This window comes from Deinococcus apachensis DSM 19763, assembly GCF_000381345.1.
GTDB lineage: Bacteria > Deinococcota > Deinococci > Deinococcales > Deinococcaceae > Deinococcus > Deinococcus apachensis.
Genome location: NZ_KB906398.1, coordinates 373,950 through 398,437 on the forward strand (window position 1 = coordinate 373,950; position 24,488 = coordinate 398,437).

Annotated in this window: 25 protein-coding genes and 1 pseudogene; 15 read left to right on the plus strand and 11 right to left on the minus strand. The window is 69.4% G+C overall.

Annotated elements, in window-relative coordinates:
- Positions 1 to 46: 46 nt before the first annotated feature.
- Both F784_RS0101860 and F784_RS0101865 read right to left on the minus strand, forming a co-directional pair.
- Positions 47 to 502 carry a hypothetical protein gene (locus F784_RS0101860; protein ID WP_019584990.1) on the minus strand — a complete coding sequence of 152 codons (456 nt, stop codon included), beginning with the start codon at positions 500 to 502 and terminating at the stop codon, positions 47 to 49.
- A gap of 67 nt (positions 503 to 569) precedes the next feature.
- Positions 570 to 2,648, minus strand: a complete 2,079-nt coding sequence (locus F784_RS0101865) for an ABC-F family ATP-binding cassette domain-containing protein (RefSeq protein WP_019584991.1) — start codon at positions 2,646 to 2,648, stop codon at positions 570 to 572.
- Between the two features lie 448 nt (positions 2,649 to 3,096).
- Between F784_RS0101865 and F784_RS27745 the strand changes: the two are divergent.
- The 3 genes and pseudogenes from F784_RS27745 to F784_RS0101875 form a co-directional block, all read left to right on the plus strand.
- Positions 3,097 to 3,483: pseudogene (locus F784_RS27745) on the plus strand (transposase); the annotation flags it as partial.
- A complete protein-coding gene (locus tag F784_RS26535) occupies positions 3,483 to 4,130 on the plus strand; it encodes a transposase (protein ID WP_245557738.1) in 648 nt (215 codons plus the stop codon). The pseudogene F784_RS27745 and the gene F784_RS26535, both read left to right, overlap by 1 nt.
- Before the next feature lie 61 nt (positions 4,131 to 4,191).
- Positions 4,192 to 5,046: an NAD(P)/FAD-dependent oxidoreductase gene (locus tag F784_RS0101875; protein WP_019584994.1), complete on the plus strand. Its 855-nt coding sequence runs from the start codon at positions 4,192 to 4,194 to the stop codon at positions 5,044 to 5,046.
- Positions 5,047 to 5,129: 83 nt separating this feature from the next.
- On the opposite strand, the gene F784_RS0101880 is transcribed toward F784_RS0101875, so the two are convergent.
- Positions 5,130 to 5,630: an Hsp20/alpha crystallin family protein gene (locus F784_RS0101880; protein WP_040382235.1), complete on the minus strand. Its 501-nt coding sequence runs from the start codon at positions 5,628 to 5,630 to the stop codon at positions 5,130 to 5,132.
- A gap of 327 nt (positions 5,631 to 5,957) precedes the next feature.
- On the opposite strand from F784_RS0101880, the gene pyrR reads away from it, so the two are divergent.
- The 4 genes from pyrR to F784_RS0101895 are packed head-to-tail and all read left to right on the plus strand — an operon-like array spanning position 5,958 to position 9,115.
- Positions 5,958 to 6,506, plus strand: coding sequence for a bifunctional pyr operon transcriptional regulator/uracil phosphoribosyltransferase PyrR (gene pyrR, locus F784_RS0101885; RefSeq protein WP_019584996.1), 549 nt, complete (start codon positions 5,958 to 5,960; stop codon positions 6,504 to 6,506).
- On the plus strand, positions 6,503 to 7,441 hold the full coding sequence (locus F784_RS0101890) for an aspartate carbamoyltransferase catalytic subunit (protein ID WP_019584997.1): 939 nt from the start codon (positions 6,503 to 6,505) through the stop codon (positions 7,439 to 7,441). The genes pyrR and F784_RS0101890 overlap by 4 nt, the downstream gene beginning before the upstream one ends.
- Positions 7,442 to 7,831 carry a hypothetical protein gene (locus tag F784_RS25850; protein WP_157464934.1) on the plus strand — a complete coding sequence of 130 codons (390 nt, stop codon included), beginning with the start codon at positions 7,442 to 7,444 and terminating at the stop codon, positions 7,829 to 7,831.
- An 18-nt stretch (positions 7,832 to 7,849) separates the two neighbouring features.
- Positions 7,850 to 9,115: a dihydroorotase gene (locus F784_RS0101895; protein ID WP_019584998.1), complete on the plus strand. Its 1,266-nt coding sequence runs from the start codon at positions 7,850 to 7,852 to the stop codon at positions 9,113 to 9,115.
- A gap of 133 nt (positions 9,116 to 9,248) precedes the next feature.
- On the opposite strand, the gene F784_RS26540 is transcribed toward F784_RS0101895, so the two are convergent.
- The 3 genes from F784_RS26540 to F784_RS0101910 form a co-directional block, all read right to left on the minus strand.
- Positions 9,249 to 9,422 (minus strand): hypothetical protein, encoded by a 174-nt coding sequence (locus F784_RS26540; RefSeq protein ID WP_019584999.1) that lies wholly within the window; start codon positions 9,420 to 9,422, stop codon positions 9,249 to 9,251.
- A 202-nt stretch (positions 9,423 to 9,624) separates the two neighbouring features.
- A complete protein-coding gene (locus F784_RS0101905) occupies positions 9,625 to 10,722 on the minus strand; it encodes a quinone-dependent dihydroorotate dehydrogenase (protein ID WP_019585000.1) in 1,098 nt (365 codons plus the stop codon).
- A 42-nt stretch (positions 10,723 to 10,764) separates the two neighbouring features.
- The gene (locus tag F784_RS0101910; protein ID WP_019585001.1) at positions 10,765 to 11,226 is read right to left on the minus strand and encodes an RrF2 family transcriptional regulator; all 462 of its coding nucleotides are present in this window, start codon (positions 11,224 to 11,226) and stop codon (positions 10,765 to 10,767) included.
- A 154-nt stretch (positions 11,227 to 11,380) separates the two neighbouring features.
- Here F784_RS0101910 and F784_RS0101915 point away from each other — a divergent pair, with 154 nt between their 5' ends.
- Both F784_RS0101915 and F784_RS0101920 read left to right on the plus strand, forming a co-directional pair.
- Positions 11,381 to 13,309 carry an aminodeoxychorismate components I/II gene (locus F784_RS0101915; RefSeq protein ID WP_019585002.1) on the plus strand — a complete coding sequence of 643 codons (1,929 nt, stop codon included), beginning with the start codon at positions 11,381 to 11,383 and terminating at the stop codon, positions 13,307 to 13,309.
- Complete coding sequence (locus F784_RS0101920; RefSeq protein WP_026332191.1) at positions 13,306 to 14,022, plus strand: aminotransferase class IV; 717 nt, start codon at positions 13,306 to 13,308, stop codon at positions 14,020 to 14,022. The genes F784_RS0101915 and F784_RS0101920 overlap by 4 nt, the downstream gene beginning before the upstream one ends.
- 52 nt (positions 14,023 to 14,074) lie before the next feature.
- Here the strand turns inward: F784_RS0101920 and F784_RS0101925 are convergent, their stop codons facing one another.
- A complete protein-coding gene (locus F784_RS0101925) occupies positions 14,075 to 14,692 on the minus strand; it encodes a hypothetical protein (protein ID WP_245557739.1) in 618 nt (205 codons plus the stop codon).
- A 280-nt stretch (positions 14,693 to 14,972) separates the two neighbouring features.
- Here F784_RS0101925 and F784_RS0101930 point away from each other — a divergent pair, with 280 nt between their 5' ends.
- The 3 genes from F784_RS0101930 to F784_RS0101940 all read left to right on the plus strand — a co-directional run bounded on the left by F784_RS0101930 (position 14,973) and on the right by F784_RS0101940 (position 18,896).
- A complete protein-coding gene (locus F784_RS0101930; protein ID WP_019585005.1) occupies positions 14,973 to 15,947 on the plus strand; it encodes a polyprenyl synthetase family protein in 975 nt (324 codons plus the stop codon).
- 292 nt (positions 15,948 to 16,239) lie between these two features.
- Positions 16,240 to 17,484 (plus strand): Glu/Leu/Phe/Val family dehydrogenase, encoded by a 1,245-nt coding sequence (locus F784_RS0101935; RefSeq protein ID WP_026332192.1) that lies wholly within the window; start codon positions 16,240 to 16,242, stop codon positions 17,482 to 17,484.
- A gap of 89 nt (positions 17,485 to 17,573) precedes the next feature.
- A complete protein-coding gene (locus F784_RS0101940) occupies positions 17,574 to 18,896 on the plus strand; it encodes a Glu/Leu/Phe/Val family dehydrogenase (protein WP_019585007.1) in 1,323 nt (440 codons plus the stop codon).
- A gap of 139 nt (positions 18,897 to 19,035) precedes the next feature.
- On the opposite strand, the gene F784_RS0101945 is transcribed toward F784_RS0101940, so the two are convergent.
- Positions 19,036 to 19,746, minus strand: a complete 711-nt coding sequence (locus F784_RS0101945; protein ID WP_019585008.1) for a hypothetical protein — start codon at positions 19,744 to 19,746, stop codon at positions 19,036 to 19,038.
- A gap of 17 nt (positions 19,747 to 19,763) precedes the next feature.
- A complete protein-coding gene (locus tag F784_RS0101950) occupies positions 19,764 to 19,991 on the minus strand; it encodes a hypothetical protein (protein ID WP_019585009.1) in 228 nt (75 codons plus the stop codon).
- A gap of 110 nt (positions 19,992 to 20,101) precedes the next feature.
- On the opposite strand from F784_RS0101950, the gene F784_RS0101955 reads away from it, so the two are divergent.
- The gene (locus F784_RS0101955; protein WP_019585010.1) at positions 20,102 to 21,040 is read left to right on the plus strand and encodes a hypothetical protein; all 939 of its coding nucleotides are present in this window, start codon (positions 20,102 to 20,104) and stop codon (positions 21,038 to 21,040) included.
- A gap of 110 nt (positions 21,041 to 21,150) precedes the next feature.
- On the opposite strand, the gene F784_RS0101960 is transcribed toward F784_RS0101955, so the two are convergent.
- Positions 21,151 to 22,077 (minus strand): phosphotransferase family protein, encoded by a 927-nt coding sequence (locus F784_RS0101960; protein ID WP_019585011.1) that lies wholly within the window; start codon positions 22,075 to 22,077, stop codon positions 21,151 to 21,153.
- Between the two features lie 62 nt (positions 22,078 to 22,139).
- Between F784_RS0101960 and xpt the strand changes: the two genes are divergently transcribed.
- Together xpt and F784_RS0101970 are read left to right on the plus strand one after the other, a co-directional pair.
- Complete coding sequence (xpt, locus tag F784_RS0101965; protein ID WP_019585012.1) at positions 22,140 to 22,751, plus strand: xanthine phosphoribosyltransferase; 612 nt, start codon at positions 22,140 to 22,142, stop codon at positions 22,749 to 22,751.
- A gap of 74 nt (positions 22,752 to 22,825) precedes the next feature.
- The gene (locus F784_RS0101970; protein ID WP_019585013.1) at positions 22,826 to 23,314 is read left to right on the plus strand and encodes a YflT domain-containing protein; all 489 of its coding nucleotides are present in this window, start codon (positions 22,826 to 22,828) and stop codon (positions 23,312 to 23,314) included.
- A gap of 30 nt (positions 23,315 to 23,344) precedes the next feature.
- Here the strand turns inward: F784_RS0101970 and F784_RS22155 are convergent, their stop codons facing one another.
- The gene (locus F784_RS22155; RefSeq protein ID WP_019585014.1) at positions 23,345 to 24,448 is read right to left on the minus strand and encodes a Kelch repeat-containing protein; all 1,104 of its coding nucleotides are present in this window, start codon (positions 24,446 to 24,448) and stop codon (positions 23,345 to 23,347) included.
- Positions 24,449 to 24,488 lie beyond the last annotated feature (40 nt).

Genomic DNA, 24,488 nt, shown 5'->3' on the forward strand with positions numbered 1-24,488 from the left:
GGGCGTCCCTTTCTTCTTCTGCTGTTGGCTGACCGCTGACGGCTCCTTACCGTCCCACTGTCGCGCCCGCCCGCGGCTCCAGGGCGTAGAAGGCGACCACGGCGACGAGGGTGCCCACCCAGCCCGGCGCGGTGCCCAGGTCGAGCTCGAAGGGGCGGCCCAGGACCGTGCTGCCGAGCTGACCCTGGAGCTTCTCGCCCTGCTGCTGCGCGACGACGTTCCAACCCACGATGGGCTCGCCGAAAAAGCCGGTCACCCGGTCCACCCCGCGCAGCACGAGCTTCTGGTTGCCCACCTGGCCGCGCAGCTCGCCTTCCTCCAGCTCGATGCGGACGCTTTCCTCGCCAACGGTGCCCTGCACGCCGCGCTCGGTGATCTCCAGTTCGATGTCCTTGCCGTACAGCCTGCCGCCCGCACGGCCCGAGATGCGGTCGCCGTCGATGGCGCAGCGCACGGCGTATCCGTCCGCGCCGCCAACCCGGCCCCTGATCAGATCTTCCATGCCGGGGAGTATAGCGGGGTTGCGCCCGGGAACCCGTGGAGGGCAGTGGGGCGGAGGCGTTCCCCTTCTACGGGCGGCGGGCCACCACTCCTACCTGCTCGAAGTACGCCCGCCGCGTCAGCACCGGGCCAGCCTCCCCCAGCCTCGCCCGGCCCACGTTCCAGCGCTCGAATAGGATGCGGAGGGCCCCGCCGAGGAGCGCCGCGCCGTACCACTCAGGCGGCGGCCCGGAGAAGCGCAGCGTCTCCCCGTCCCAGGCGAGGTGAGGGCACGTCTCGTTGCGGGCGGTCCAGAACATGCCACCGTACTCGCCCAGTTTTTGTGCGCGCACGGTGAGTGGCGGCTCCCGCACCTCCGCGTCGAACTGGGGAGCGGCGTAGACTTCCGCGTACAGGTCATACAGGTGCTGCTGAAGCTGATGAGCCTGTGCCCGCAGCCGGGCCTCCTCACGCCCGGTCAGGGTCCCGGGTGGGGCGTCGAGCTGACGGCGCACATCGGCAAGTTGCCTCTCCAGGAGGACAAGGCGCTGGCGCGGTGTGGGCGGCGGCGGGGGTGGGGGCGGGTCGCCCGTGACGGAGCGGGCCGGGTCGCTGTACTCGCGGGACCCCCAGCCGTGGGGCTCGCGCAGGGCGCCATCCTCGATCACCCACAAGCGGTTGGCGACCTCGCGGGCGAAGCGGCGGTCGTGGGTGACGATCACGACCGCGCCGCTGTAAGCGTGGACAGCGGCCTCCAGCGCGAGCAGCGCCTCCACGTCGAGGTGGTTCGTCGGCTCGTCGAGGAGCAGCAGGTCGGCGCGCAGGGCACTCACCAGCGCGAGGCCCGCCCGCGCCCGCTCGCCGCCGGAGAGGACTTCGGGGGTCTTGGCCCAGTCGTCCGCCCGGAAGCCCGCGCGGCCCAGCAGGGCATTCGCCCTCTCCCCGAACCTCCGCTCGAACTGTGCCCGCAGCCCCTCGCCGGGCGTCAGGCCGTGCCAGGTCTGGTCGAGACTCGCGACCGTGACCCCATTCGCCACCCGCAGCACGGGCTCGGACGGGCCGGGATCGGGGTGGAGTTCCCCGGCAAGGAGGCGCATCAGGGTGGTCTTGCCCGTGCCGTTTGCTCCCATCATGGCCACCCGGTCGCCTTGCCGCAGCTTGAAAGCCACGTCCCGCAGGACCGCCCGACTGCCGTAACTTTTGGAGAGGTGTTCCCCCCAGGCGACGAGCCGCGCCCGGGCCGTCCCCGCCAGCAGCCGCATCCGAATCTGGCGCTCGGGCAGGGGCGCCTCGGGGAGGGGAACCCGGTCGGCGCGGGTCCTCACCGCGCGGGAGCGGCGGCCCCACTCGTCCAGCCGCTCGGCGCTCCCCACGAGACGCTGGGTCTCCCGCTGGCCCAGACGGGCGGCACGCTCCTGGGTGCGGCGTTCGAGGTCGCGTTGGGCGCGGGCGCGGGAATAGCCGCCCGGATATTCGGTCCCCTCGCCATGTTCCAGCCACAGGCTGCGCCCCGCCACCGCGTCCAGAAAATCGCGGTCGTGGCTGGTCAGGATGACGCCACCCCGGAAGTCGCGCAACCAGCCCTCCAGCCACTCGCGCATGCGGATGTCGAGGTGGTTGGTGGGCTCGTCGAGGAGCAGCAGGTCGGGTTCGCGGGCGAGCGCCAGCGCGAGCGCGAGGCGAGTGCGTTCCCCGCCACTGAGGGTCGCGGCCTCGCGGAAGGTGAAGCGGGTCAGGTCGAGCATCCCCAGCACCCGCGCGGCGCGGGCGGGCCAGGTGTACGCCTGCACGTCCTCCAGCCGGGCGTGAAGCGCCGTCCACGCCGCCAGCGTCTCCGGGTCCCCCAGGTTCGCCTCCAGCGCCAGGAGTTCCATCTCCAGTTCGCGGTAGGGGTGCGCCGCGTCCACCAGTTCCTGCACCGTGAGGCCGGGCGGGTGCGCGTGATGCTGTTCGAGGACGGCCATCCGCAGCCCCGGCGCCCGCCACACCGTCCCTTCCTCGGGCACGAGGTCGCCGGTCAGCACGCGCAGCAGCGTGGTCTTCCCCGCCCCGTTGCGCCCCAGCAGGGCGACCCGTTCTCCCCCGCCGACCAGGAGCGACACGTCCGCCAGCACGGCCCGCTCCCCGAAGGTCACGGTTACGGCTTCGGCGGAGAGGAGGGTGCCCATCGGGGGCAGGCTAGCGCAGGGCGTCCACGGTCGCCTTGACCAGCGCCCAATCCGGCTCCCTGACCTGATCTTCACGGGCCTCGACGATCTTCACAAGCTGCTGGACCCCGCTCCCATCCCCGAAGAGCCGTGGGGACCCCAGACGCCATGAGGCTCTCGCCCGGGTCGGCCCCAAAAGCGCATCCCCATCCGTGCCACCCCCCCTTGACACGGGACAGCACTTCCTCTTTATTGATATTGTGTTTTCAATAGCGGCACCGATCAGGCCGATGGGGCGCGCACAGCCCCACCGCTGCCGGTGCCGTTGCGTGGGGAAGCTCTGGGACGCCAGTTAGGGCCGGGAGTGATGGTCAAGCTGCCCCCGGGAGCTGACTTCCGGGAATCCATAAGCAGCCTGGACAGGTGATCGGCTCCCATTGGCCGGTCCAACCTCGGCGTCTTCGGCGCCATGGTGACTGGGCTCATTCCATGCAAAGCGAGAACAAGACATGAAGACGTCCTACGATGCGATCGTGGTCGGCGCCAGCAACGCCGGTCTCAGAGACTGTCTGGAAAGCGTATAGGACGGATCCTGTTGCTCAAAGGGTACCATTTTCGAGTGGCCCGACCGCGCACTTACTCCACGGATACCAGCGATGCCGAGTGGGCCATCCTTGGCCCACTGATCCCGGCGCCCCGACCCGGTGGGCGACCAGCCCGCATCGCCCGCCGGGACGTTGTCGACGCCATCTTCTACGTCAAACGCGGCGGGGTGTCCTGGCGCCTGTTGCCCGCTAATTTTCCCCATTGGAAAACGGTGTACGACTATTTCCGGCAGTGGAAGCGGAGTGGACTGTGGGAGCGTTTAGGCGATGCGCTCCGGGCCCAGACCCGTCAGGCTCTGGGGCGAAACGCGGTGCCGACCGCTGGCATTGTGGATTCGAGGAGCGTGAAGACCTCGCAAAAAGGGGGCCACGCGGCTACGACGGTGGTAAGAAGGTCAACGGACGAAAACACCACCGAATTGTTGACACCCAGGGTCTCCTGCTCGGCGTGAAGGTGTTACCTGCCAACATCACGGATCGAGATGGCAGTCAGCAACTCCTGAAGGAGTTGTGCCACAAGCAACCTCAGATGAAATTGCATCTCTTCGCCGACGGCGGGTACAAGGGCAAGTGGGAAGCCTGGGTCAAGTCCACGCTTGGATACAGTGTCGAGATCGTGCAACGCCCCGACGCCAATACGCGTGGATATTGGCTTCTAGAGGGGCAAGAGCTGACTGAGGCGCAGGTCAAGACCTTTCGGGGTCATCGAGAATTCATCGTGGTTAAGAAGCGTTGGATCGTGGAACGCAGCTTCGCCTGGCTGTCATTCGACCGACGTTTGAACCGCAAGTATGACCTGCTACCCGAGACGACCGAAGCTTTCATCCTCCTGTCGTTCGTTCGTCGTGTGCTTCGCCGACTCGCCGCTTTTGCCCAGCAACACGCGGTTTCTGCCTGACCCTCTACTTTCTAGACAGTCTCTCAGCGCCGCCCTCGTCCTCGGGCGGTCCCGCCGCTCGGTGCTCGTGCTGGACCGCGGACAGCCCCGCAACGCCCCCGCGGCGGCCGCACATGGCTTCCTGACCCGGGACGGGACGCCACCCGCCGAACTCCTGTGGATCGCCCGCGAGCAACTCGTTCCCTACGGCGTCGAGGTGCGGCCCGCCCCGGCGACGGGGGCACAGGCCCTCCCGGAACAGGCGCTCGAGGGCTTCGGGGTCGAACTGGAGGGCGGGGAGGTGGTGCGGTCGCGGCGTCTGCTGCTGGCGTCGGGCGTGCGCGATCTGCTCCCCGACGTGCCGGGTCTGCGCGAACGGTGGGGCTGCAGCGTCCACCACTGCCCGTACTGCCACGGTTGGGAGGTGCGGGGCGAGCCCATCGCCGTGTACGCCCGGGGCGAGAGGGCCTTTCACCTGACCGTGCTGCTGCACCACTGGTCCCCCGATCTGGTCCTGCTCACGGACGGCCGCGCCGGACTCACGGCGGATCAGAGCCATCAGCTCACGTCGCTCGGGATCGAGGTGATCGAGTCGGCGGTCGAGCGACTGGACGGTCCGGGGGAGCAGCTCGAACGGGTGGTGTTTCGGGGGGGCGACAGCCTGGCGCGCTCGGCCCTGTTCGTCGGCCCCGGGCAGGAGCAGCAGTCCACTCTCCCCGCGCAGTTGGGGTGCGTCTTCACCGAGGACGGGATATACGTGAAAACGGAGCCGGGCGGACAGACCAGCGTGTCCGGCGTGTACGCGGCGAGCGATATGGTCGGCCCACTCCGGCAGGTGGCCCAGGCGGTCGCCGGGGGCGCGTTTGCCGCCGCGACGCTGAACAATACGCTGATTTTCGCGGACGCGCAGAGGCAGGCCGCCCGCATCACGCATTAGCCCTGCTCCCTCTGGCCGGTCAAGCAAGGACTCCCGCCGAGATTACCCCGGCGGGAGTTTCGTCTGGTGTGGCTGGGAGAGGCTTACGCGCCCTGGGTACTCTCGGCGTTCTGCATGTCGGCCGAGCTGCTTTGCCCGGCGTCCACCGTCTTCGGGGCGTTCAGTTGCCCACCCGTGCGAACCTGCACGGTGCGCTTCTGGGCGGCCTCGCTGCGGGGCACGCGCAGGGTCAGGGTGCCGTGGTCGAAGTTGGCCTCGACCTTGGTGAGATCGTACTTCGCGGGCACGCTGAAGGTGCGGGTAAAGGTCCCGTACGCCCGCTCGACGCGGTGGGCGGTGCGGCCCTCGCCACGGGAGTAGTTGCGCTTGGCCTGCACGGTCAGTGTCTGGTTCTCGGCCTCAATCTGGATGTCGTCCGGCCGCACGCCGGGTAGATCGAGCATGAGTTCCAGGCCCTGCTCGTCCTCGTGGACATCCACGGGCGGGGCGAGGCGGGCACCCTGGCCACTCACCGCACTGCCGAAGGCGCGGTCCATGCGCTGGGTCAGTTCCTCGATTTCACGAAAAGGATCAAAACGCATCAAGGTCGTTACCTCCTGAAAATGGAAGCGCCACGCACCGAACTTGAGTGCCCTGCGCTCAACTGTCGAAAGTTTAAAACTTGAGCGTCTTTGTGTCAAGTTTAGTGCGCGTTAAGAAAGGTGGGAAAGGCGGAGGGGAATTTCCCTTTCCTCCCTGGCGGCCCCGGTGTACACTCCCCGAGGTATGGGGCTTCCCGCCCCGCCTTTTCTCAGCGGTCCCGTGAGGCCGCACCCGCCCTGTGAGGCAGGAGAAGGAGCATTGATGCAACATGTTTTGAGGAGCCGACTGCGTACGCTGGGCGGCGTTTTTTTTGCCGGGAGGGGGGCGCTGTGACCCCCAAGGCCACCATCCTCACCGCCGACGAGGTGCGCCGGGCGCTCACGCGCATCGCGCACGAGATCGTGGAGCGCAACAAGGGCGCACAGAACCTGGCGCTGATCGGCATCCACACCCGCGGCATCCCGCTCGCCGAACGGCTGGCGCAGAAGCTGAGCGAACTGGAGGGGGTTCAGGTCCCCACCGGCAGGCTCGACATCACCCTTTACCGCGACGACCTCTCGGAAGTCGCGCACCAGCCCATCATCCGCGAGACGCAGGTGCCCTTCGACCTCGCCCGGCGCCGGGTCGTTCTCGTGGACGACGTGCTGTACACCGGGCGCACCGTTCGCGCGGCGCTCGACGCCCTGATCGATCTCGGAAGGCCCGAGAGCATTCAGCTCGCCGTCCTGGTGGACCGGGGACACCGCGAGCTGCCCATCCGCGCCGACTACGTGGGCAAGAATCTGCCGACCGCCCGCAGCGAGGTCGTGAAGGTCAAGCTTGCCGAGACGGACGGCGTGGACGTGGTGGAACTGCACGACCTGGAGACGCGAAGGTGACCGTCGCCTCCTCGACCCGCCCCCGGCACCTGCTCGACTTCCACGGCTGGACGCCTGAGCGGTTGACCGCCCTGCTGGACAACGCGGACACGATGGCGCAGGTCCTCGACCGACCGGTGAAAAAGGTCCCGGCTCTGCAAGGACTGACGGTCTGTACGGCCTTTTTCGAGAACAGCACCCGCACCCGCGTGAGTTTTGAACTCGCGGCCCGGCGCATGAGCGCGGACGTGGTGAGCTTCGCGGCAGGTGCGAGCAGCCTCAGCAAGGGCGAGAGCCTGCGCGACACGATGGAGGTGCTGACCGCTTACAAGGTGGACGCCTACGTCGTGCGGCACCCCGCGGCGGGCGCGGCGCACCTCGCCGCCCGCTACTCCGGCAAGCCCGTGATTAACGCGGGCGATGGGCGGCGGGCGCACCCCACCCAAGCGCTGCTGGATGCCTACACCGTCCGGCAGGAATTCGGCTCGCTGGAGGGCAAAACGGTCGCCATCATCGGCGACGTGCGACACTCGCGGGTGGCGCGCAGCAACGCGGAACTGCTGCCGAAACTCGGGGCGAAGGTCGTCCTGTGCGGCCCGGCGACGTTGCTTCCCGCCGATCTCGCCGCCCTGCCCGGGGCGACGCTGACCACCGATCCCCACGAGGCCGTCCGGGGCGCCCACGCCGTCATGGCCCTGCGCCTTCAGCAGGAGCGCATGAGCGCCGGATACCTCGCCAGCCTTCAGGAGTACGCCGACCACTACCAGGTCAACGAGCCCCTGATGCGGGAGGCCGAGAGTGGCGCCATCGTCTTGCACCCCGGCCCGATGAACCGCGACCTGGAGATCAGCTCGGACGTAGCCGACGGCCCCCGCAGCCGCATCGTGGCGCAGGTCGAGAACGGGCAGGCGGTCAGGATGAGCGTGCTGTACCACCTGCTGGTGGGGAGGGAGTAGATGAGGGGAACTTTGGCTTTGATTGGACTTCTGCTTTTTACGGGATGTAAACCAGTGGCGCACGTGGGGGAACGTGCCGTGGCCGTATCGCAGGCACGAGACAAAGCTCTTTGGGCCGAGGCGAACGCCTACATGCAGTCTTTGCGCGTTTCCCTTGTCGTGGCTGCCACCGAGGGCAAGAGCCAGGCTGTGACTTTGGCCTCTTGCAACGATCCCCGAATCCTAGTGGCCTTGCCATTAAACCGGTTAAAGATAGAAAGCTGCAAAATCAAGCTTAAATCCGAGAGCGCCTATACGGCGGCAGTCAAGTTCAGCCAGGGTTTGGCCTTCGTCGCAGATCAGAACGGGGTGCGGCAAGTCGATGCCACGCAACTGCCCGGATTGAATTAGGGGCCAGGAAATCATACTATGAAGTTGACCATCACCAACATCAAACGCCTCGGCTCCGACACGCTCGAATCCGTTACCGTCGAGAACGGTGTCATCCGGGGTTGGAACCTCGGCGACCTGGGAGAAGTCATCAATGGCCGGGGGGGCACGGTCGCACCCGCCCTCATCGAACTCCACGCTCATCTGCGCGAGCCGGGGCAGACAGAGAAGGAAGACTTGGCCTCGGGGCTGGCAGCGGCGGCGGCGGGCGGGTACGGCACGGTCGTGTCCATGCCGAACACGTCGCCGGTCGTGGACGATCCGGCCATCGTGCGCGCGCTGATCGAGAAGGCGGAGGGGCTGGGCTTCGCGCGCCTCAAGCCCGCCGCCGCTCTCACCAGAGGGCAGAAGGGCGAGCTGCTCGCCGAACTCACCTTCCTGAAGGAGGCGGGCGCGGCCATGCTCACCGACGACGGGCGCACGAACGAGAATGCGCGGGTGCTGCGGCTGGGACTGGAGTACGCCCACTCGCTCGGCATGGTCGTCAGCGTCCACGCCGAGGACGCCTCCCTGCGCGCGGACGGGGTGATGAACGAGGGGCCGGTGTCCGAGGAACTGGGCCTCCCCGGTAATCCGGCGGCGGCGGAGGCGGCGCGGGTCGCCCGTGACTTGGAGATCGTGGCTCAAACCGGGGCGCGGCTGCACGTCCAGCATCTCTCGACCGCCCGCGCGCTCGACCTCGTGCGGGAGGCGAAACGGCGTGGCCTACCCGTCACCTGTGAAGTCTGCCCCCACCACCTGACCCTGACGGACGAGACGCTGCGGTCCTTCGACGCGATCTACAAGGTGGCGCCGCCGCTGCGGACCCAGGCGGATGCCGACCACCTCCTCGAAGGGCTGCTGGACGGCACGGTGGACTGCCTCGCCACCGACCATGCGCCGCACACCCGCGCGGAGAAGGAACGCGACCTGCTGGACGCCCCTTTTGGCATCGCATACATCGAACTCGCCTTTCCGCTGATGTGGACGCGCTTTGGGGAGCGTCTGGGGCTGGAGAAACTCCTCGACCTGATGACCGCCGCCCCCGCCCGGGTGATGGGCTGGCCCGAGCCGACGCTGGAAGAGGGCGCCCCCGCCGACCTCGTGGTGCTGGACCTGGAGACGGAGCGGGAGGTCAACCCGGCCGAGTTTCGCAGCAAGGCGAAGTTCTCCCCCTGGGCCGGGGAGTGGCTGCGCGGCTGGCCGCTGCTGACGGTGGTGGGTGGGAAAGTGGTCTTCCGACACGAGGGGGAGGGCGTCAAGTAGGGCGGCCACCCCGAGTGCGGCGACTGGCCCCTTGAATGGGCAGCTTCGTCGCGCTCAGCAGGAGGGGGCCCTGCAAGCCCCACACCACGAAAACCCAGCCTCCTCGCGGGAAGCCGGTGGGGCAGACCTGGCCCTACTGGTCGAGGGGATCGGGGTCCTCGGACGCCATCCGGCCCTCGTCCTGGTCGTTGCGCGTCAGGGCTTCTTCCAGGCGGTCCTCCCCGGTGCCGGGGTTGACCCGTTTGGTGCGGTCGAAGTCTTCGCGGGCGTCGGCGTCGGTGTTGGCGAGGTCTCCGGGGTCAGTCATGGGGCGCCTCCTGTGTGGGGATGGGATGCCGGGTTCCCGGCCCCCGCATGCTGCCACGGTGCGCGGGAGCGGAACACCCGGCCCCTTAAAGGTCGCCTTGTCCTGGCCTTCACCTCCGCACGACGAGGGTGTAGAGCATTGGACGAAAGAAGAGTCGTTGTCCTGAACGGAATGGAGGGCACGGCATGACAACGTTCCTGTGTCAAAGGCTCTGGGCGTCCACCCCGACCGCCTCCGCCACGTTCCTCAACCCGTCACGCTCCAGCAGCGCCCCCAGCCCCCGGTTCAGCCGCGCGGGCAGCCCCGGTCCCTCGTAGATCAGCGCCGTGTACACCTCGACCAGGCTGGCCCCGGCGCGAATCTTGGCGTAGGCCTCCTCGGCGGTGAAGATGCCGCCCACCCCCACGATGGGCACCTGACCGCGGACGAGACGGTGGGCCTCGCGCACCAGGGCCGTACTCCGCGCCGTCAGGGGGCGCCCGCTCAGCCCGCCCGTCTGAACGCGGTGCGGGTGGTTGAGGCCCTCACGACTCAGGGTGGTGTTGCTGACGATGAGTCCGTTCGCTCCGGCGTCGAGCACCGCTCCCACGCTCGCCTCAAAGTCGGCGGGGTGCAGGTCGGGGGCGAGCTTGACGAGGACGGGGGGCGCGCGGCGGGCGATGCGGACCCGGGCGGCCTCCACTTCCATCAGCACGGCCCGCACGAGGGCTCCGAGGTCGTCCGCCGCCTGCAAGGCCCGCAGTCCCGGCGTGTTCGGGCTGCTCACGTTCACCACGAAGCCGTCGGCCACCTCAGAGAGCAGGCGGACACAGGCCCGGTAATCCTCCACCGCCGCCTCATTGGGGGTGGCCTTGTTCTTGCCTATGTTGACCCAGACGGGAGCGGACCTGAAGGGCAGCGCGGCGAGACGGGCACCCAGAGCTTCCACTCCCCCGTTGTTGAAGCCCATGCGATTGATGAGCGCCGAGTCGTCTGGCAGGCGGAAGAGGCGAGGCCGCTCGTTGCCGGGCTGGGCGAGGGGCGTGACGGTCCCAACTTCCAGAAAGCCGAAGCCCAACGCGGAAAAGGCGGGCACGGCCTCCCCGTTCTTGTCGAGCCCCGCCGCGAGGCCGACCGGGGAGGTGAAGGGGCGGTCCCAGAGCGTCTGGGCCAGGCGGGGGTCGGCGGGGGCGCTCAGACGGCGAGCGGCCTCCGGCCAGACGGGCACACGCGACGCCGCGCCCAGGGCCCGCATGGTGAGGTGGTGCGCGTCCTCAGGGTCCAGGCGAAAGAGGGCGGATTTCAGGAGGCGGCGATACATCGCTCCCCAGGATACGGGGCGGAGGGGGCGGCAATGGTCCGCTCAGGCGCGTGGCATCAGGAAGCTGGGCTCCAGTTGCACCAGCCGCGCGTGCTCCTGGCGCTCACTGTCCTGAATCAGGTCGGCGAGGGTGGTGCCGCCCAGCACGTCCCGCAGCGCCGCGTCCACCCGGTGCCACAGGTCGAGGGTGCCGCAGACGTTGCCCTTGTCACACACGTGGTCTTCCTCCACGCACGACACGGGGGCGATGCTCCCCTCCATCGCCGTGACGACCTCGTAGGCGTTGATGGCGGCGGCGGGCCGGGCCAGCCGGTAGCCGCCGTGTGCCCCCCGCACGCTCTTGATAAAGCCCGCCCGGCGCAGGTTGCTGGCGATCTGCTCCAGGTAGTGCTGGCTGATGCCCTGACGCTCGGACACATCCTTGAGCGGCACCGCGTCCCCCCCACGCCGCCCGATCTCGATCAGGGCGCGAAGGCCGTACTGTGCTTTGGTCGAGACCCACATGGGGACAGTTTACCCTGTAATTCCGGGCGAGGAGTAGGGATTTAGACTGGATTGAGGCTGGGAGGGGCTGGAGTTCAGGAGTGACGGTGCCCCGACCGCCTATTCCACCTGTCTCTCTCCTAGAATTCGGCGTGTGACAGGTTCACCCACGCCCATGGCGTCTCCCCTGCCTGCCCGGCTGGCGGCCCTGACCCCCGCCGACGTGCTGTTGCGGCTGCGGGCGGTGGACGCTCCGGGCGTGGCCTTGCTGGAGTCGCTGGGGCCGGTCGTCGAGTACGGGCACTACAGCTTCCTGAGCGCCTGGCCAGTGGCGGTCCAGGAGGAGTTGCCGGAAAGGCCGGAGGGGCACGCCCTCTTCCCCGCCTGGCTCGGCGGCCTGAAGTACGAGGCGGCGCGCGAGTTCGGGCTTGGAACGCACGAGCCGGAGGGGAGAGCGGGCTGGTGGGGTCGCTACCCCAGCGGGCTCGTCTGGGACCGCGTCTCGGGCAGGCTGGAGATCGTGGGCGAGGCCGGGCACGTGGACTGGGAGGCGGTGCTGTCGCGCGGCCCGGTCCCCACCCCGACCCTTCACGTGGGCGAGTTCGGCGCGGACGACGTGGACTACCCGGCGGGCGTGCGGACCGTACAGGAGCTGATCCGGGCGGGCGAGGTGTATCAGGTCAACCTCTCGCGGGGGGTACGGGCGGCGGCGACGGGCGACCCCTTGGCGGCCTACCTGCGGCTGCGGGAGGTGAATCCCAGCCCCTTCATGGCCTTTCTCGATCTGGGGAACGAGGTCGTCGTGTCGTGCAGCCCGGAGCGGCTGGTGCTGCATACGGGAGACAGGGTCAGCGCCCGGCCCATCGCGGGCACGCGGCGGCGCGGGGACACTGCCGCGGAGGACGCCACCCTGGAGCGTGAGCTGCGAGCAAGCCCCAAGGAGGTCAGCGAACACACCATGTTGGTGGACCTCGTGCGGCACGACCTGGGGCGGGTGGCGGCGCCCGGCACGGTGACGGTGCCCGACCTGGGCCTGGTCGAACGCTACAGCCACGTGATGCACCTCGTCTCGGAGGTGACGGCCACGGCGCGCCCCGGCCTGACCGCGCGCGACCTGCTCGCCGCCACCTTTCCCGGCGGCACGATCACGGGCGCCCCCAAGGAACGGGTGATGGAGGCAATCCGCGCCCTGGAACCGGGGCCGCGCGGCTGGTACACGGGCGGCGTGGGCATCGTGAGCGGCGCGCGGGTGGACGTGAATATCCTGATTCGGACGGCGGCCTTCAGGCGCCAGCGGGACCCATTGGCGGAGGACGCTGGCCCGAACATCTCCCGTTGGACCGTGCAGGTCCGGGCCGGAGGCGGCACCGTCATTGACTCCGACCCTGGGCGCGAGGCGCAGGAGACCGTCCACAAGGCGCAGGCGCTCCTCGCAGTCCTGTCGGGACACCCGGGGCGCCCGGCCCAGCCGCCCGCTCCGCCGATGCCCGGCCGTCCGTGGAGCCCACCGCCCGCCCTCACGCGGACAGGGTTGCGGGTGCTGCTGCTGGACAACCGGGATTCGTTCACCCTGAATCTCGCCCACGACCTGCTGGCCCTGGGGGCGGTGGTGGACCTGCGGACCCAGGACGAGGCGGCGCAGGCCCTGCTCGCCTCGCAGCCGGACGCCGTGCTGATCGGGCCGGGGCCGGGCACCCCAGGCACGAGCGGCTGCACGCTGGCCCTCACGCGGCTGTGCCTGGAGCGGGGCGTACCGCTGCTGGGGGTGTGCCTGGGTCACCAGGCGCTCGGCGAGGTGCTGGGCGGCCGGGTGGAGCGGGCCGGGCCGGTCCACGGGCAGCCGGAGGCAGTGAGCCACGGCGGGAAGGGGCTGTTTGACGGGATTGCGGACGGCACGCCTTTTGGCCGGTATCACTCGCTCGTCGTGCGCGGGCTTCCCGAGGAATACGTCACGGGCCGCAGCGCGGACGGCGAGGTGATGGCGCTGGGGGTCCCGGGGCGGCCTGCCTGGGGCGTGCAGTTTCACCCGGAGAGCGTGCTGAGCCCAGCCGGGCGCGTGCTGCTGGGCAACTGGCTGAGGCTTTGCCGGGAGGCAACCGCTTGAGGCCGCTGCCTCCCGGCGTGGACGCGAGCGCCTGGCTTCACGGCGCGACGGCCTTCACCACCGTCCGCACCCACTGGGGTACGCCGCTGCTGTGGGAGGCGCACCTGGCACGGCTGGCAGAAACCCGCGCCTTTCTGGGCCTGCCCACACCGGAGGAGGAATTTCCGCCCCTCGACCCCTTTCCCTGGGGCCTGCTGCGCCTGACGGCCACGGTGGACGGCCTTTTCTGGTCCCACCGCCCCCTGAGTCCCGGCCCACGTCCCGCCGAGGGCGTGTGCGTCCAGGTCACCCGGCAGCAGGTTCACCCTCAGTTCGCCCGGCACAAGACCGGGAATTACCTGCCGTACCTTCTCGCCGGGCGGGAGGCGACGCGGGCGGGGGCCTTCGAGGGCTGGCTCACGGACGCGGCGGGGAACGTGGTGGACGGGGCGCGCACCTCACCGCTGCTGGAGGTGGCGGGGCGGCTGGTCGTCCCGTCGGGCGGCCTGCCGGGCCTCACCCGCGCGGCCTTTCTGGCGGGCCGGGAATTCGAGGAACGGCCCGTCGCGGTCCCCGAACTGCCCCGGGTCACCCGCGCCTGGCTCTGCGGCAGCGGGGTGGGCATCGTGCCGGTGCGCGAGATCGCGGGCGAGGGCTGGCAGGTCGTCCTCCCCACAGTCTGGCCTGAGGTGAGCCACGCCGCCCTGGTCTGGCCGCAGGAGCCGGACGGCTGAAAGAAGTGGGGCGGCGAGGTCTCCCCCGCCGCCCGCACGAATGGAACACCGCTCAGTGGCCGTCCTGGCCGACACGCTCGCTCTGGAGGCGGCCTCCCCCGGCGGCCTCGTCGAGCCTCAGGGCGCCGTAACGCCGCATCAAGTTCAGGGCGTCGTCGGTCTTGGCCCCGTCGGGGTCGCGGGCGATCACCAGGACGTTCCCGGCCTTGATGCCGTTGTAAAAGCGCTCGGCCTGGGCGGGGGGCACGCCCATGCGGCGCAGCAGCTTGACGTAGTCGCCGTGGTCGCCGCCGGTCAGGGCGCCGAACAGTCCCCCCAGGCCCGCGCCGCCGATGATGCCGTACACGACGGCCAGCAGCCCGCCCTCGGCGTAGATGCGCGTGTCGGGGATGATCAGCAGCAGAATCCAGATGGGGACGGTGAGGGCCAGACCCGCCAGGGCACCCAGCAGAATGCCGCGAATCACGTTGGAGGACCCGCCCGGCGCACCGGCCTCGGGGCTGACACCGGTCGCCTGCGCGATGTCATCCTCGGCCACCACGTCGGCCAGGGCAAATCCGAGGCGATCACGGTCAAAGCCGCGCTCCTGGAGGGCACGCAGGGCACCCTGGGCCTGCTGCGGCTCACGAAAAAGGGCAACGACACTTTCCATCGTTCCCGGTTCTACCACGCCCGGCCCCTGGGAGGCGAGGGACAAAGCGTGGCGCCTTTCACCGCTCCTCTCTGCTCCCGTTGGCTTTTCCGACAGCCTGCTCTCACCTGGTGGCCGGGGAGGACTGTCCACCCGCAGGGAGCGGGGCGAACTCTCCCCAGCGCGGACGCTCCTCGGATCGGACCGGAGTTCCCCGGGGCCTTCACCTTCTGTTGAGCTCTGCCTTCACGTATACGACCTTGGCCCTCTTGGGGGGGGCAGGGGCGTTTCGCCCACCGCGGTTTTCTATACTGCCGCCATGACTGGCGTGGCCGCCCTGACCCTCCCCGGTGCCGTCTTCGAGACGCGGCTGCGCGAGGTGCTGCGCTCCCGGGTGGAGTTCATCGAGCTGATCGGGGAGGACCTGGTGGCGGCGGGCGGCAAACGGGCGCGGCCCGCCGTGACCTATCTGGCGGCCCAGGCGTTGGGCGCTGGCCCGCAGAGCCCGCTGTGGGACGCAACCACCGACCTCGCCGTGTGCGTCGAGCTGCTGCATTCGGCCTCGCTGCTGCACGACGACCTGATCGACGACGCCGACACCCGCCGGGGCCAGCCCGCCGCCTTCCGCCGTTTCGGCAACGTGGTCAGCGTGATGAGCGGGGATTTCATGCTCTCGCGCCTGCTGACGCTGCTCGCCGCCATGCCGCAGGGGGCCGCCCTCACCCGCGCCTTCGGCGAGGCGGCCTCCCAGATCTGCGAGGGTGAGGTGCTGCAATTCCAGGTCGCGGCCTACGCCGACTACCGCCTGGAACACTACCTGGACGTGATTCACGGCAAGACGGCGGCGCTGGTCGAACTCGCCGCCTCGGCGCCCGCCCTGCTGCTGGAGGCGCCGGGGGCGCAGCGCGAGGCCCTGGCGACCTTCGGGCGCGAGTACGGGCTGGCCTTCCAGATGCGCGACGACCTGCTCGACCTGACCGGCGAGGAGGCTACCCTCGGCAAGCCCGTGGGCGGCGACCTGCGCGAGGGCAAGGCCACGCTGCCCGTGCTGCACCTGCTGGACGGCCCCTATGCAGACGAGGTCCGCGAGGTGCTGGAACGCCGCGCGGCCCACCCCGGCGACGTGGGCCGCATCCGCGAACTCGCTTGGTCGCAGGGCGCCGCCGAGCGCACCCGCGAGGAGATTCGCCGCCGCGCCGGGCTCGCCGTGCGGGCACTGGAGGCTCTGCCCTCCTCCGAGGCGCGGGAAGCCCTCGCCGATCTGGCCCGCCACGAGATCGACCGGAGCCGTTAGGAGGGCGACCCGGAGTGTCCCCCGTGGTGGGACGCTCCTCCCCGGTTTCCTTCCCTCCTGGCCCTCGCCCCGCCTTCCATGTAGAAAGCTTGTGTGGGCTGGTAGAACCACCTCTCCTGCTGGAAGCGGTTCAGCTTTTTCACGTGTAGGGCGTAGTTCACGGGGGTTGACGCCTCCCTGCATCCTGGATACAACGGGGGGCGGCTTTGGGGCCCTCCGCCTTCCCTTGCCGGGCGTCAGCTTGTCTATGCGTGTATGCTCGGGGGGCACCCACCACCAAAGGAGACGCATGATGCGGGCATCAGGACTCAACTGGCAGGGCCTCATGGAGCAGCTCCAGGAGGCGTTGCCGTACTGCGAGGTGACCGACCAGTCCCTTGCTTATTTCAAGTACCCCAAACGGACCCTCAGCGTGAACCTGCCCGTTCGGATGGACGACGGCACGGTGCGCGTCTTTCGGGGCTACCGCACCGTCCACTCCACCGCCCGCGGCCCCAGCATGGGCGGCGTGCGCTTCAAGCCGGGGCTGAACGCCCACGAGTGCGAGGTGCTGGCCGCGATCATGACCCTCAAGGCCGCCGTCGCTGACCTGCCGCTGGGGGGGGCCAAGGGGGGCGTGGACGTGGACCCGTCGCTGCTAAGCCCCCACGAGCTGGAGGGCCTGACCCGGCGCTTCACCAGCGAACTCGTCGAACTCGTTGGGCCGACCACCGACATCCTCGCGCCGGACGTGGGCTCGGACCAGCAGATCATGGCCTGGATGCTCGACGCCTACGGTGAGAACACCGGCTCGACCACCAACGGCGTGGTGGTGGGCAAACCGCTGCAACTCGGCGGCAGCTACGGCGCCAAGGATGCCCGGGGCCGCAGCGCCGCCCTGGTGACCGCCCGGGTGCTGGAGGAACGGGGCGAGAGCCTGGAGCGCGCCCGCGTCGCCGTGTATGGCTTCGGGGACGTGGGCCGCCGGGCCGCCCAGACGCTCGCCGCCCAGGGCGCGCTGGTGATCGCCGTCTCCGACCAGAGCGGCGCCACCTTCGCCAGCGGCGGCCTGGACCTGGAGGCCCTCAGCCGCTACCGCGAGGAACACGGCAGCGTGGCGGGCTTCGCCACCGCCATCACCCCCGACGAGGTCGTGGAACTCGACGTGGACGTGCTCATGCTCGCCTACGACTACGGGGCCGTGAACGCGGGGAACGCCCACGCCGTCCGCGCCCGCTACGTGGTCGAGGCCACCAACCGCGCCGTCCTCCCCGAGGCCGAGCGCTTCCTGCGCGCCGGGGGCGTGTGCGTGCTGCCCGACCTGGTCGCCAGCATCGGCGGATTGATCGTGAACTACCTGGAGTGGGTGCAGGACGCCTCGAACTTCTTCTGGACCCCGGAGGAGATCGAGCGGGCCATCGACATCCGGGTGAACGCCGCCGTGGACAACGTGACCGCCTTCATGCGGACCCGGCAGGCGGACATGCGGACCGCCGCCTACGCCATCGCGCTCAACCGCCTGCATGAGGCGGCGGTGATGCGGGGCGTGTATCCGTGAAGCCCTCAGCGATCAGCCGTCAGAAAGGGCTCTTTCTGAATGCTGAGGGCTGACCGCTTCTCCCCTACTCTTCCCCGGAGGCTTTCCCCATGACCACCACCCAGGACCCCCAGAACCAGACCCAGGCGAGGCTCGGGCAACACGGCCTGCCCAGCTACCTCGATCCCAACAACATCGGCCCGTACGAAATCTTTCTGGAGCAGGTCGAGCGGGTCACCCCGTACCTCGGCAAGCTCGCGTACTGGGTCGAGACCCTGAAGCGGCCCAAGCGCATCCTCGTCGTGGACGTGCCCATCCACCTTGACGACGGCACCGTGGCCCACTTCGAGGGCTACCGCGTGCAGCACAACACCTCGCGTGGCCCGGCCAAGGGCGGCGTGCGCTACCACCAGGACGTGACCCTGTCGGAAGTCATGGCGCTCTCGGCCTGGATGACAGTCAAGAACGCCGCCGTGAACCTTCCCTACGGCGGCGGCAAGGGCGGCATCCGCATCGACCCGCGCAAATACAGCGCGGGCGAACTCGAACGCCTGACCCGCCGCTACACGACCGAGATCGGCCTGATCATCGGGCCGGAAAAGGACATCCCCGCGCCGGACGTGAACACCAACCCGCAGACGATGGCGTGGATGATGGACACCTACTCCATGAACGTGGGCCGCACGGCGACCGGCGTGGTGACGGGCAAGCCCGTCTCGCTGGGCGGCTCGCTGGGCCGCGGCGACGCCACCGGCCGCGGCGTCTTCGTGACCGGCGCCGAGGCGATGAAGAAGCTGGGGATGCCCCTGGAGGGCGCCCGCATCGCCGTGCAGGGCTTCGGCAACGTGGGCAACGCCGCCGCGCGCATCTTCCATGACCACGGCGCGAGGATCGTCGCCATTCAGGACGTGACGGGCACCATCCACAGCGCGGCCGGGATTGACCCCTACGCGGCGGCCGAGCACCTGGCCCGCACAGGCAAGATCACCGGCTTCGCGGGCACCGAGGAGTTGAAGCGCGAGGAGTTCTGGGGCGTGGACTGCGACGTGCTGATCCCCGCCGCGCTGGAAAAGCAGATCACTTCGGACAACGCCGGACAGATCCGGGCGCGGCTAATCGTGGAGGGCGCCAACGGCCCGACCACCCCCGCCGCCGACGACCTGCTCGCCGAGCGCGGCGTGACCGTCGTGCCCGACGTGCTGGCGAACGCGGGCGGCGTGACCGTCTCGTACTTCGAGTGGGTACAGGACTTCTCCTCGTTCTTCTGGACGGAAGACGAGATCAACGCCCGCCTCGACCGCATCATGAGCGAGGCCTTCCTGAGCCTGTGGGACGTGAAGGAACGCCACGGCGTCACCCTGCGAACCGCCGCCTACATCGTCGCCTGCACCCGCGTGCTGGAGGCGCGGGCGCTGCGCGGCCTGTACCCGTAAGCCTGGACAAACAACGAATGCGGAAACGGGAGCCTCCTCGGAGCGCTCCCGTCTTTTTAGGAGCACTGGACAAAAGAAAGTTTGTCCCCCTGACCGCACTGAGGGACGCTTCGTATGACAAGTTCTTCCGTCCAACGCCCTATGCCGTCTGGAGGTACCGGGAGACCTCGGGGGGGAGGGGATGCCTGGCCTGGGGGCCCAGCCAGAGCGACATGCCCTGCTGTCGCCCGTCCGCCGCGAGCGAGCAGAGCGCGATGGCGCTGAGCCTCTGGCGTCCGCGCAGGTAGCTCTGCAAGGCCTCGGGCCGCAGCTCGGGGGCTGGGTTGCCCACGCCGCCCGCTGGGGCACGGTCCAGCAGGCGGATCGCCGTGGCCGCGAGAGCGCCGCTCCCCACTCCCGGCGGCACGAAGACGGCAAGCAGATTCCCCGCGCCGGGTGGAAGTTGCCCGATCTTCTCGCACACCACCCGCGCGAGTTTCAGGGCATTTCCCCCCGCATCGACCGGGTCCAGGAGCCGCAGCCGGGTGACCTCCACATGAAACGAGGTGTGGGTTTTGAAGGTCACCCCCAGATCGGGACCCCGCTGGCCCGTGGCACGGTACGGCTCGTACAGCACGCTGAAGCGCCGGTCTTTCACCAACAGGGCGGCAAAGGCGAGTTCCGCCAGCAGGTCGCCCCGTTCCTCCTCCGAGGCGGCCAGCCGCACCTTCTTGCGAATCTTGGCCGCGTGGGCCTCGGCAAAGGCGAGAAAGGGGCGCGAGTCCTGACACCACTGGCGCAGAAGCGGCGCGAGGGGATGATCCGCCGCGCCGCAGATGCCCGTGACCAACTCATCGACTCGTTTGGTCACGTCCAGAGCTTCCCGGTCTAGCTGTTGCCGCCGGAGCCACGGTTCTCGCCCGAGGTGTCCTCATACAGCGCCGGATCGTTGGCCCCATAGTGCGAGGCGCTGGTGCCGTCCACGGCGGCGTCGAGCAGGTCCCTCTCCTCGGCGTTCTGGGGGGGCTGGTAAACGGGATCGTCACCGCTGACGCCCTCGGTCCTCGTCTCGGTGTAGGGCTGGGTGGGGACGCTCGGGGTCTTGTCGTCGGTCATGCCCCAGGGTCGCACGGGGCGCGGAATGCTGTCCTCCGTCCGGCTTAATGGCGCTTCACCCTTGCCGAAATGAACGGCCGAGCTGGGCGCCTCCCCTTAGAATGCCCCCCATGACCGACCTTCTGAGCGGCTGGCAGCCCGCCCCCGCAGGGTTCAAACACGTGGTGAGCGTGTCGCTGGGTGGCAGCAAGCGCAACGCCCGCGAGGAGATCAACGTGCTGGGCCAGCCGTTCGTGCTGGAGCGCATCGGCACCGACGGGGACGCGAGGAAGGCGGCCGCCCTCTTCCAGGCGCTCGACGGGCGGGTGGACGCCTTCGGGCTGGGCGGAGCCGACCTGTACGTGATCGCGGCGGGGCGGCGCTACACCTTCACCAACGTCCGCAAGCTCGTCTCGCACGCCAAGCTCACGCCCGTTCTGGACGGCAGCGGCTTGAAGAACACGCTGGAGCGCGACGCGGTCAATCAGCTCGACCCGCTGCTGAACTGGCGCGCCCAAAAAGTTTTGATGGTCTCCGCGGTGGACCGCTTTGGCATGGCCGAGGCGCTGGCGCAGCACGGGGCGGACGTGGTGTACGGCGACATCGTGTTCGGGCTGAACATGGACGTGCCCCTGCGGAGTCTTGCCGCCCTGCGCCGGGTCGCGCAGCTCGCCCTGCCCGCGATCACCAAGCTGCCGCAGGACTGGTTCTACCCGACGGGCGCCAAACAGGAGACGAGCGTGGCGGGCAAGGGCACCCGCTACTACGCCTGGGCCGACGTGATCGCGGGCGACACCCACTACGCCAAGCGCTACGCCCCGCGCGACCTGACCGGCAAGACCATCCTCACCCAGACGATCACCGAGGCCGACCGCGCCTGGATGAAGGAACGCGGCGTCGCGCGCCTGATCACCACCACGCCCCGCATGGGCAGCCGCAACTTCGCCACCAACGTGCTGGAGGCCTTTTTCGTGGCCCTCAGCGGCAAACGCGCGGCGCTGAGCGAACAGGAATACCTGCGCTATATCCGCGAAGTGGGCTTCAAGCCGGAGATCAACGAGCTGGGGTGAGCGAGAAAAGGGCGGCGAGGACGTCTTTCCATCAAATCGGGCTGCATAATTTGACTTCAGCTGCATCTCAAGCTATCTTTTTTCTATCACCGCCTGAGAGGGCGGCTTTTTTATTCCCCCCGGAGCCATTCGCGCCACTCGGGCGCGGCGTCCACGGCGAAACGCAACAGGTGGGCGAGGACGCTGCCCGGGCGGGCGTTCCACAGCTCACGGTGCGTGGGGGCGCGGCCCAATCGCCGAAAAGCCATGTTCAGGTACACCTCCAGGATGCGGCCCTCCACGTCCTCGCCGAGCAGCTCGGGCGCCACGTCACGGTAGGCGCTCACGGCGTGGGCGGCGGCCTGTGGGGGCAGGGCCGGAAAGTCGAAGGCGGGGTCCGCCCACCCCGCATCCCCCCAGTCGATGAGGGCGGCGAGGGAGCCGTCCGGGTTGACGAGCAGGTTGCCCGGCTGCACGTCGCCGTGGAGGAAACGTGGCGTGGGCCGGGGCAGGGCGACGGTGCGGGTCAGGAGCCGAATCGCCCAGTCGGCGCTCAGGCGGTCCACCCGCCCGGCGCTGGCGGCGGCCTCCACCTCCTCCCGCGCGTCCGGCACGTCCCAGACTTCCAGCCAGCCGTGCGGGTCGGGCACCTCCGTGACGCTGAGGTGGAGCTGCGCGAGGGCGCGTCCAGTTTCGCGGGCGGCGCGGACGAAGCGGGGGTCGGCCACGTCCCACCCCACCCCGTGCAGGTTCGGGGCCGGAATGCGCGCATATACCGTCACGGGCGCATCCACCACATCGCGGTCGTCGTCGAAGGCGAGGAGGGCGGGGGTCGGGACTCCGGCGCGGAGGACGGCGGGAACGGCTACGGCCTCGGTGCGGGCATCATCCACACCCATCTCGTCACCCGGCACGGCCACGCGCAGCACCACCTCGGCGTTCGCGTACGCCCGGTTGACGATGCCCGTACTCGGCAAGCGGGTGAGGGGGCCGCGCAGCCCATGCTTGCGGGCCAGGGTGTCGAGTTCGGCAGGCGTCAGGTCGGGCAGATTGGACACACCCCAGTCTCCCCCGCGCCGCTCTTTCCGACATGGGCCGGATGGCGGGTACACTCGCCCCCATGCAGGCACTCGTGGAGGCGATCCGGGAACAGGGCGAGGTGCTGCCCGGCGGCATCCTGAAGGTGGACGGTTTAATCAACCACCAGCTTCTGCCCGCACTGACCCGGGAGATGGGGGAACGCTTCGCGGCGGGGTTCGCCTCCCTCATGCCGAACAAGATCGTGACCATCGAGGTGAGCGGCATCGCCCCCGCGCTGGCGACCGCGCTCGTGCTGGACGTGCCGCTGGTGTACGCGCGCAAGAAGAAGCCGATCACCATGCACGAGGTGGCCTACACCGCGCAGTCGGTCAGCCGCACCAAGGGCGGCGTGGTGGACCTCTTCGTGAGCAGCGAGTATCTGGGCTCACAGGACCGGGTCATCGTGATCGACGACTTCCTGGCCTCGGGGGGCACGCTGAGGGCACTGGCGGCGATCATCCGGCAGAGCGGGGCCCAGCTCCTGGGTCTGGGCTGCGTGATCGAGAAGAGCTTCGAGGAGGGCCGCGCGAAACTTGCCGACCTGGGCGTGCCCATCCTCACGCTGGCGAACATCGTCCGCATGAGCGAGGAGGAGGGCGTGGTGGTGGAGACAGGCCACCGCGGGCCGGTTCAGGTTCCGCCTCTACCGTGAGGGAATCTCAACCTGACGCTCAGGTACATGGCAGGGCGCCTGCCTAGGCTGGGGCTGGAAGGACGTGACCCAACGTGACCCAGCCTGATCCCCGTTCCGCCCTGATCCCGGACCAGAGTGCGCGCGTCAATGTGGCGACCTACGCTACGTATCCCGAGGCGCAGCGTGCCGTCGACTACCTGAGTGACCAGCACTTCCCGGTCGAGCGAATGGCGATTGTCGGCGAGGGGCTGAGGACCATCGAGCAGGTCACCGGCCGCCTGGACTGGGGCCGGGCCGCGAGCATCGGCTTCGGGCAGGGACTGTTCATCGGCCTATTCATCGGGCTGCTGTTCGGACTGCTGGGCCTGGGCGGCGGCAACCTGCTGTACGCCGTCGCCTACGGCATGGTGATGGGCGCGGTTACCGGGCTGGTCTGGGGCCTGGTCGGCTACGCCATGACGGGCGGGCGGCGGGATTTTACCTCGGTGGGCGGGATGCGCGCCGAGCGTTACGTGATCCTGGCCGACGCCGACGTGGCCGAGCAGGCGCGGACGCTGCTGGGGGGAATGCCGCCGCGCTGAGGCGTGGCCCGGCCGCCCCGCGCCACCCGTTCACGGCCCCGAAATGTCACGCCACACCCACGAGCGATTGGTGGGGTTGATCTGTGTGTCGTAGCCACCCGCCACCAGCACTCCCCCGGGGAAAGCGGTGGTGGTCATGAACTGCTCGGCCCCGGGAAGCGTGGCCGATACGGGGGAAAATGCGTCCGTCTGCTCGTCGTAGATCTCGGCCCGGCCGCCCCCTGCGACAAAGATGCGCCCGTCCGCAAGTGCGGTCACGCCGTCTGTGAACTTGTAGCGCCCAGTCCCCATCGGGGCAGACGCCCGGCTGCGTCCCGCGGCCGGGTCGTAGACCTCAGCCGAGTGCAGCACCTCGTCGCGGTCGTAGCCCGCCGTGCCGCCTAGCAGCAGCACGCGGCCGGAAGGCAGGACCACACCCGCGAATTTGTTGCGTGGGGTGGTCATCGGACCAGCCACCGCGAAGGTGCCGGTGGCGGGCGTGAAGACCTCCACGCTGGCGTGCGCGCCGCTCCGGTCCGCGTGGCCCCCGGCGATCAGCACCCGGCCGTCGCGCAGAAGCACGGCCACATGGGCGGCCCGCGGCCGGGTCATGGTGCCCACGGCCCTAAAGGTGCCACGCGCGGGGTCATAGACTTCGGCCGTGTTCAGGGCCGTGCCCTCCCGCACCGTGCCCCCCGCCAACAGCACCCGGCCATCCGCGAGCAGGGTGGCAGTATGTCCACTACGCCGTTCATGCATCTCGCCCGTGGCCTCGAATCGGCCGGTGCGTGGGTCGTAGACCTCGGCGCTGTCCACCACCCGGCCCACCGTCCAGCCGCCCGCGATCAGGACCCGGCCGTCTTGCAGACGGGTGGCGGTGTGACTCACGCGGGGAGCCGTCATGCGCCCCGTGGGCCGCAGGCTCCCGCTGGCAGGATCGTACAGTTCGGCGCTGGCGCTGCGCTCGTCCAGTTCGCAGCTTGGCCGAGTGCAGCCGCCCACCAGCAGGACCTGACCCCCCGGCAACAGCGTGGCCGTGTGGGCAGCGCGCGGAGTGGACAGCGGCGGTCCCCCTCGCAGGAAGCCTTCCGGGGGCAACCCGATCCCCACGGCCAGGCCCAGGACCACCCTCCCCAGACGATTCAGGCCGAACATGCTCCAGTGTAACCGGAGGGGGCACGCCCCCCGCCCCGTT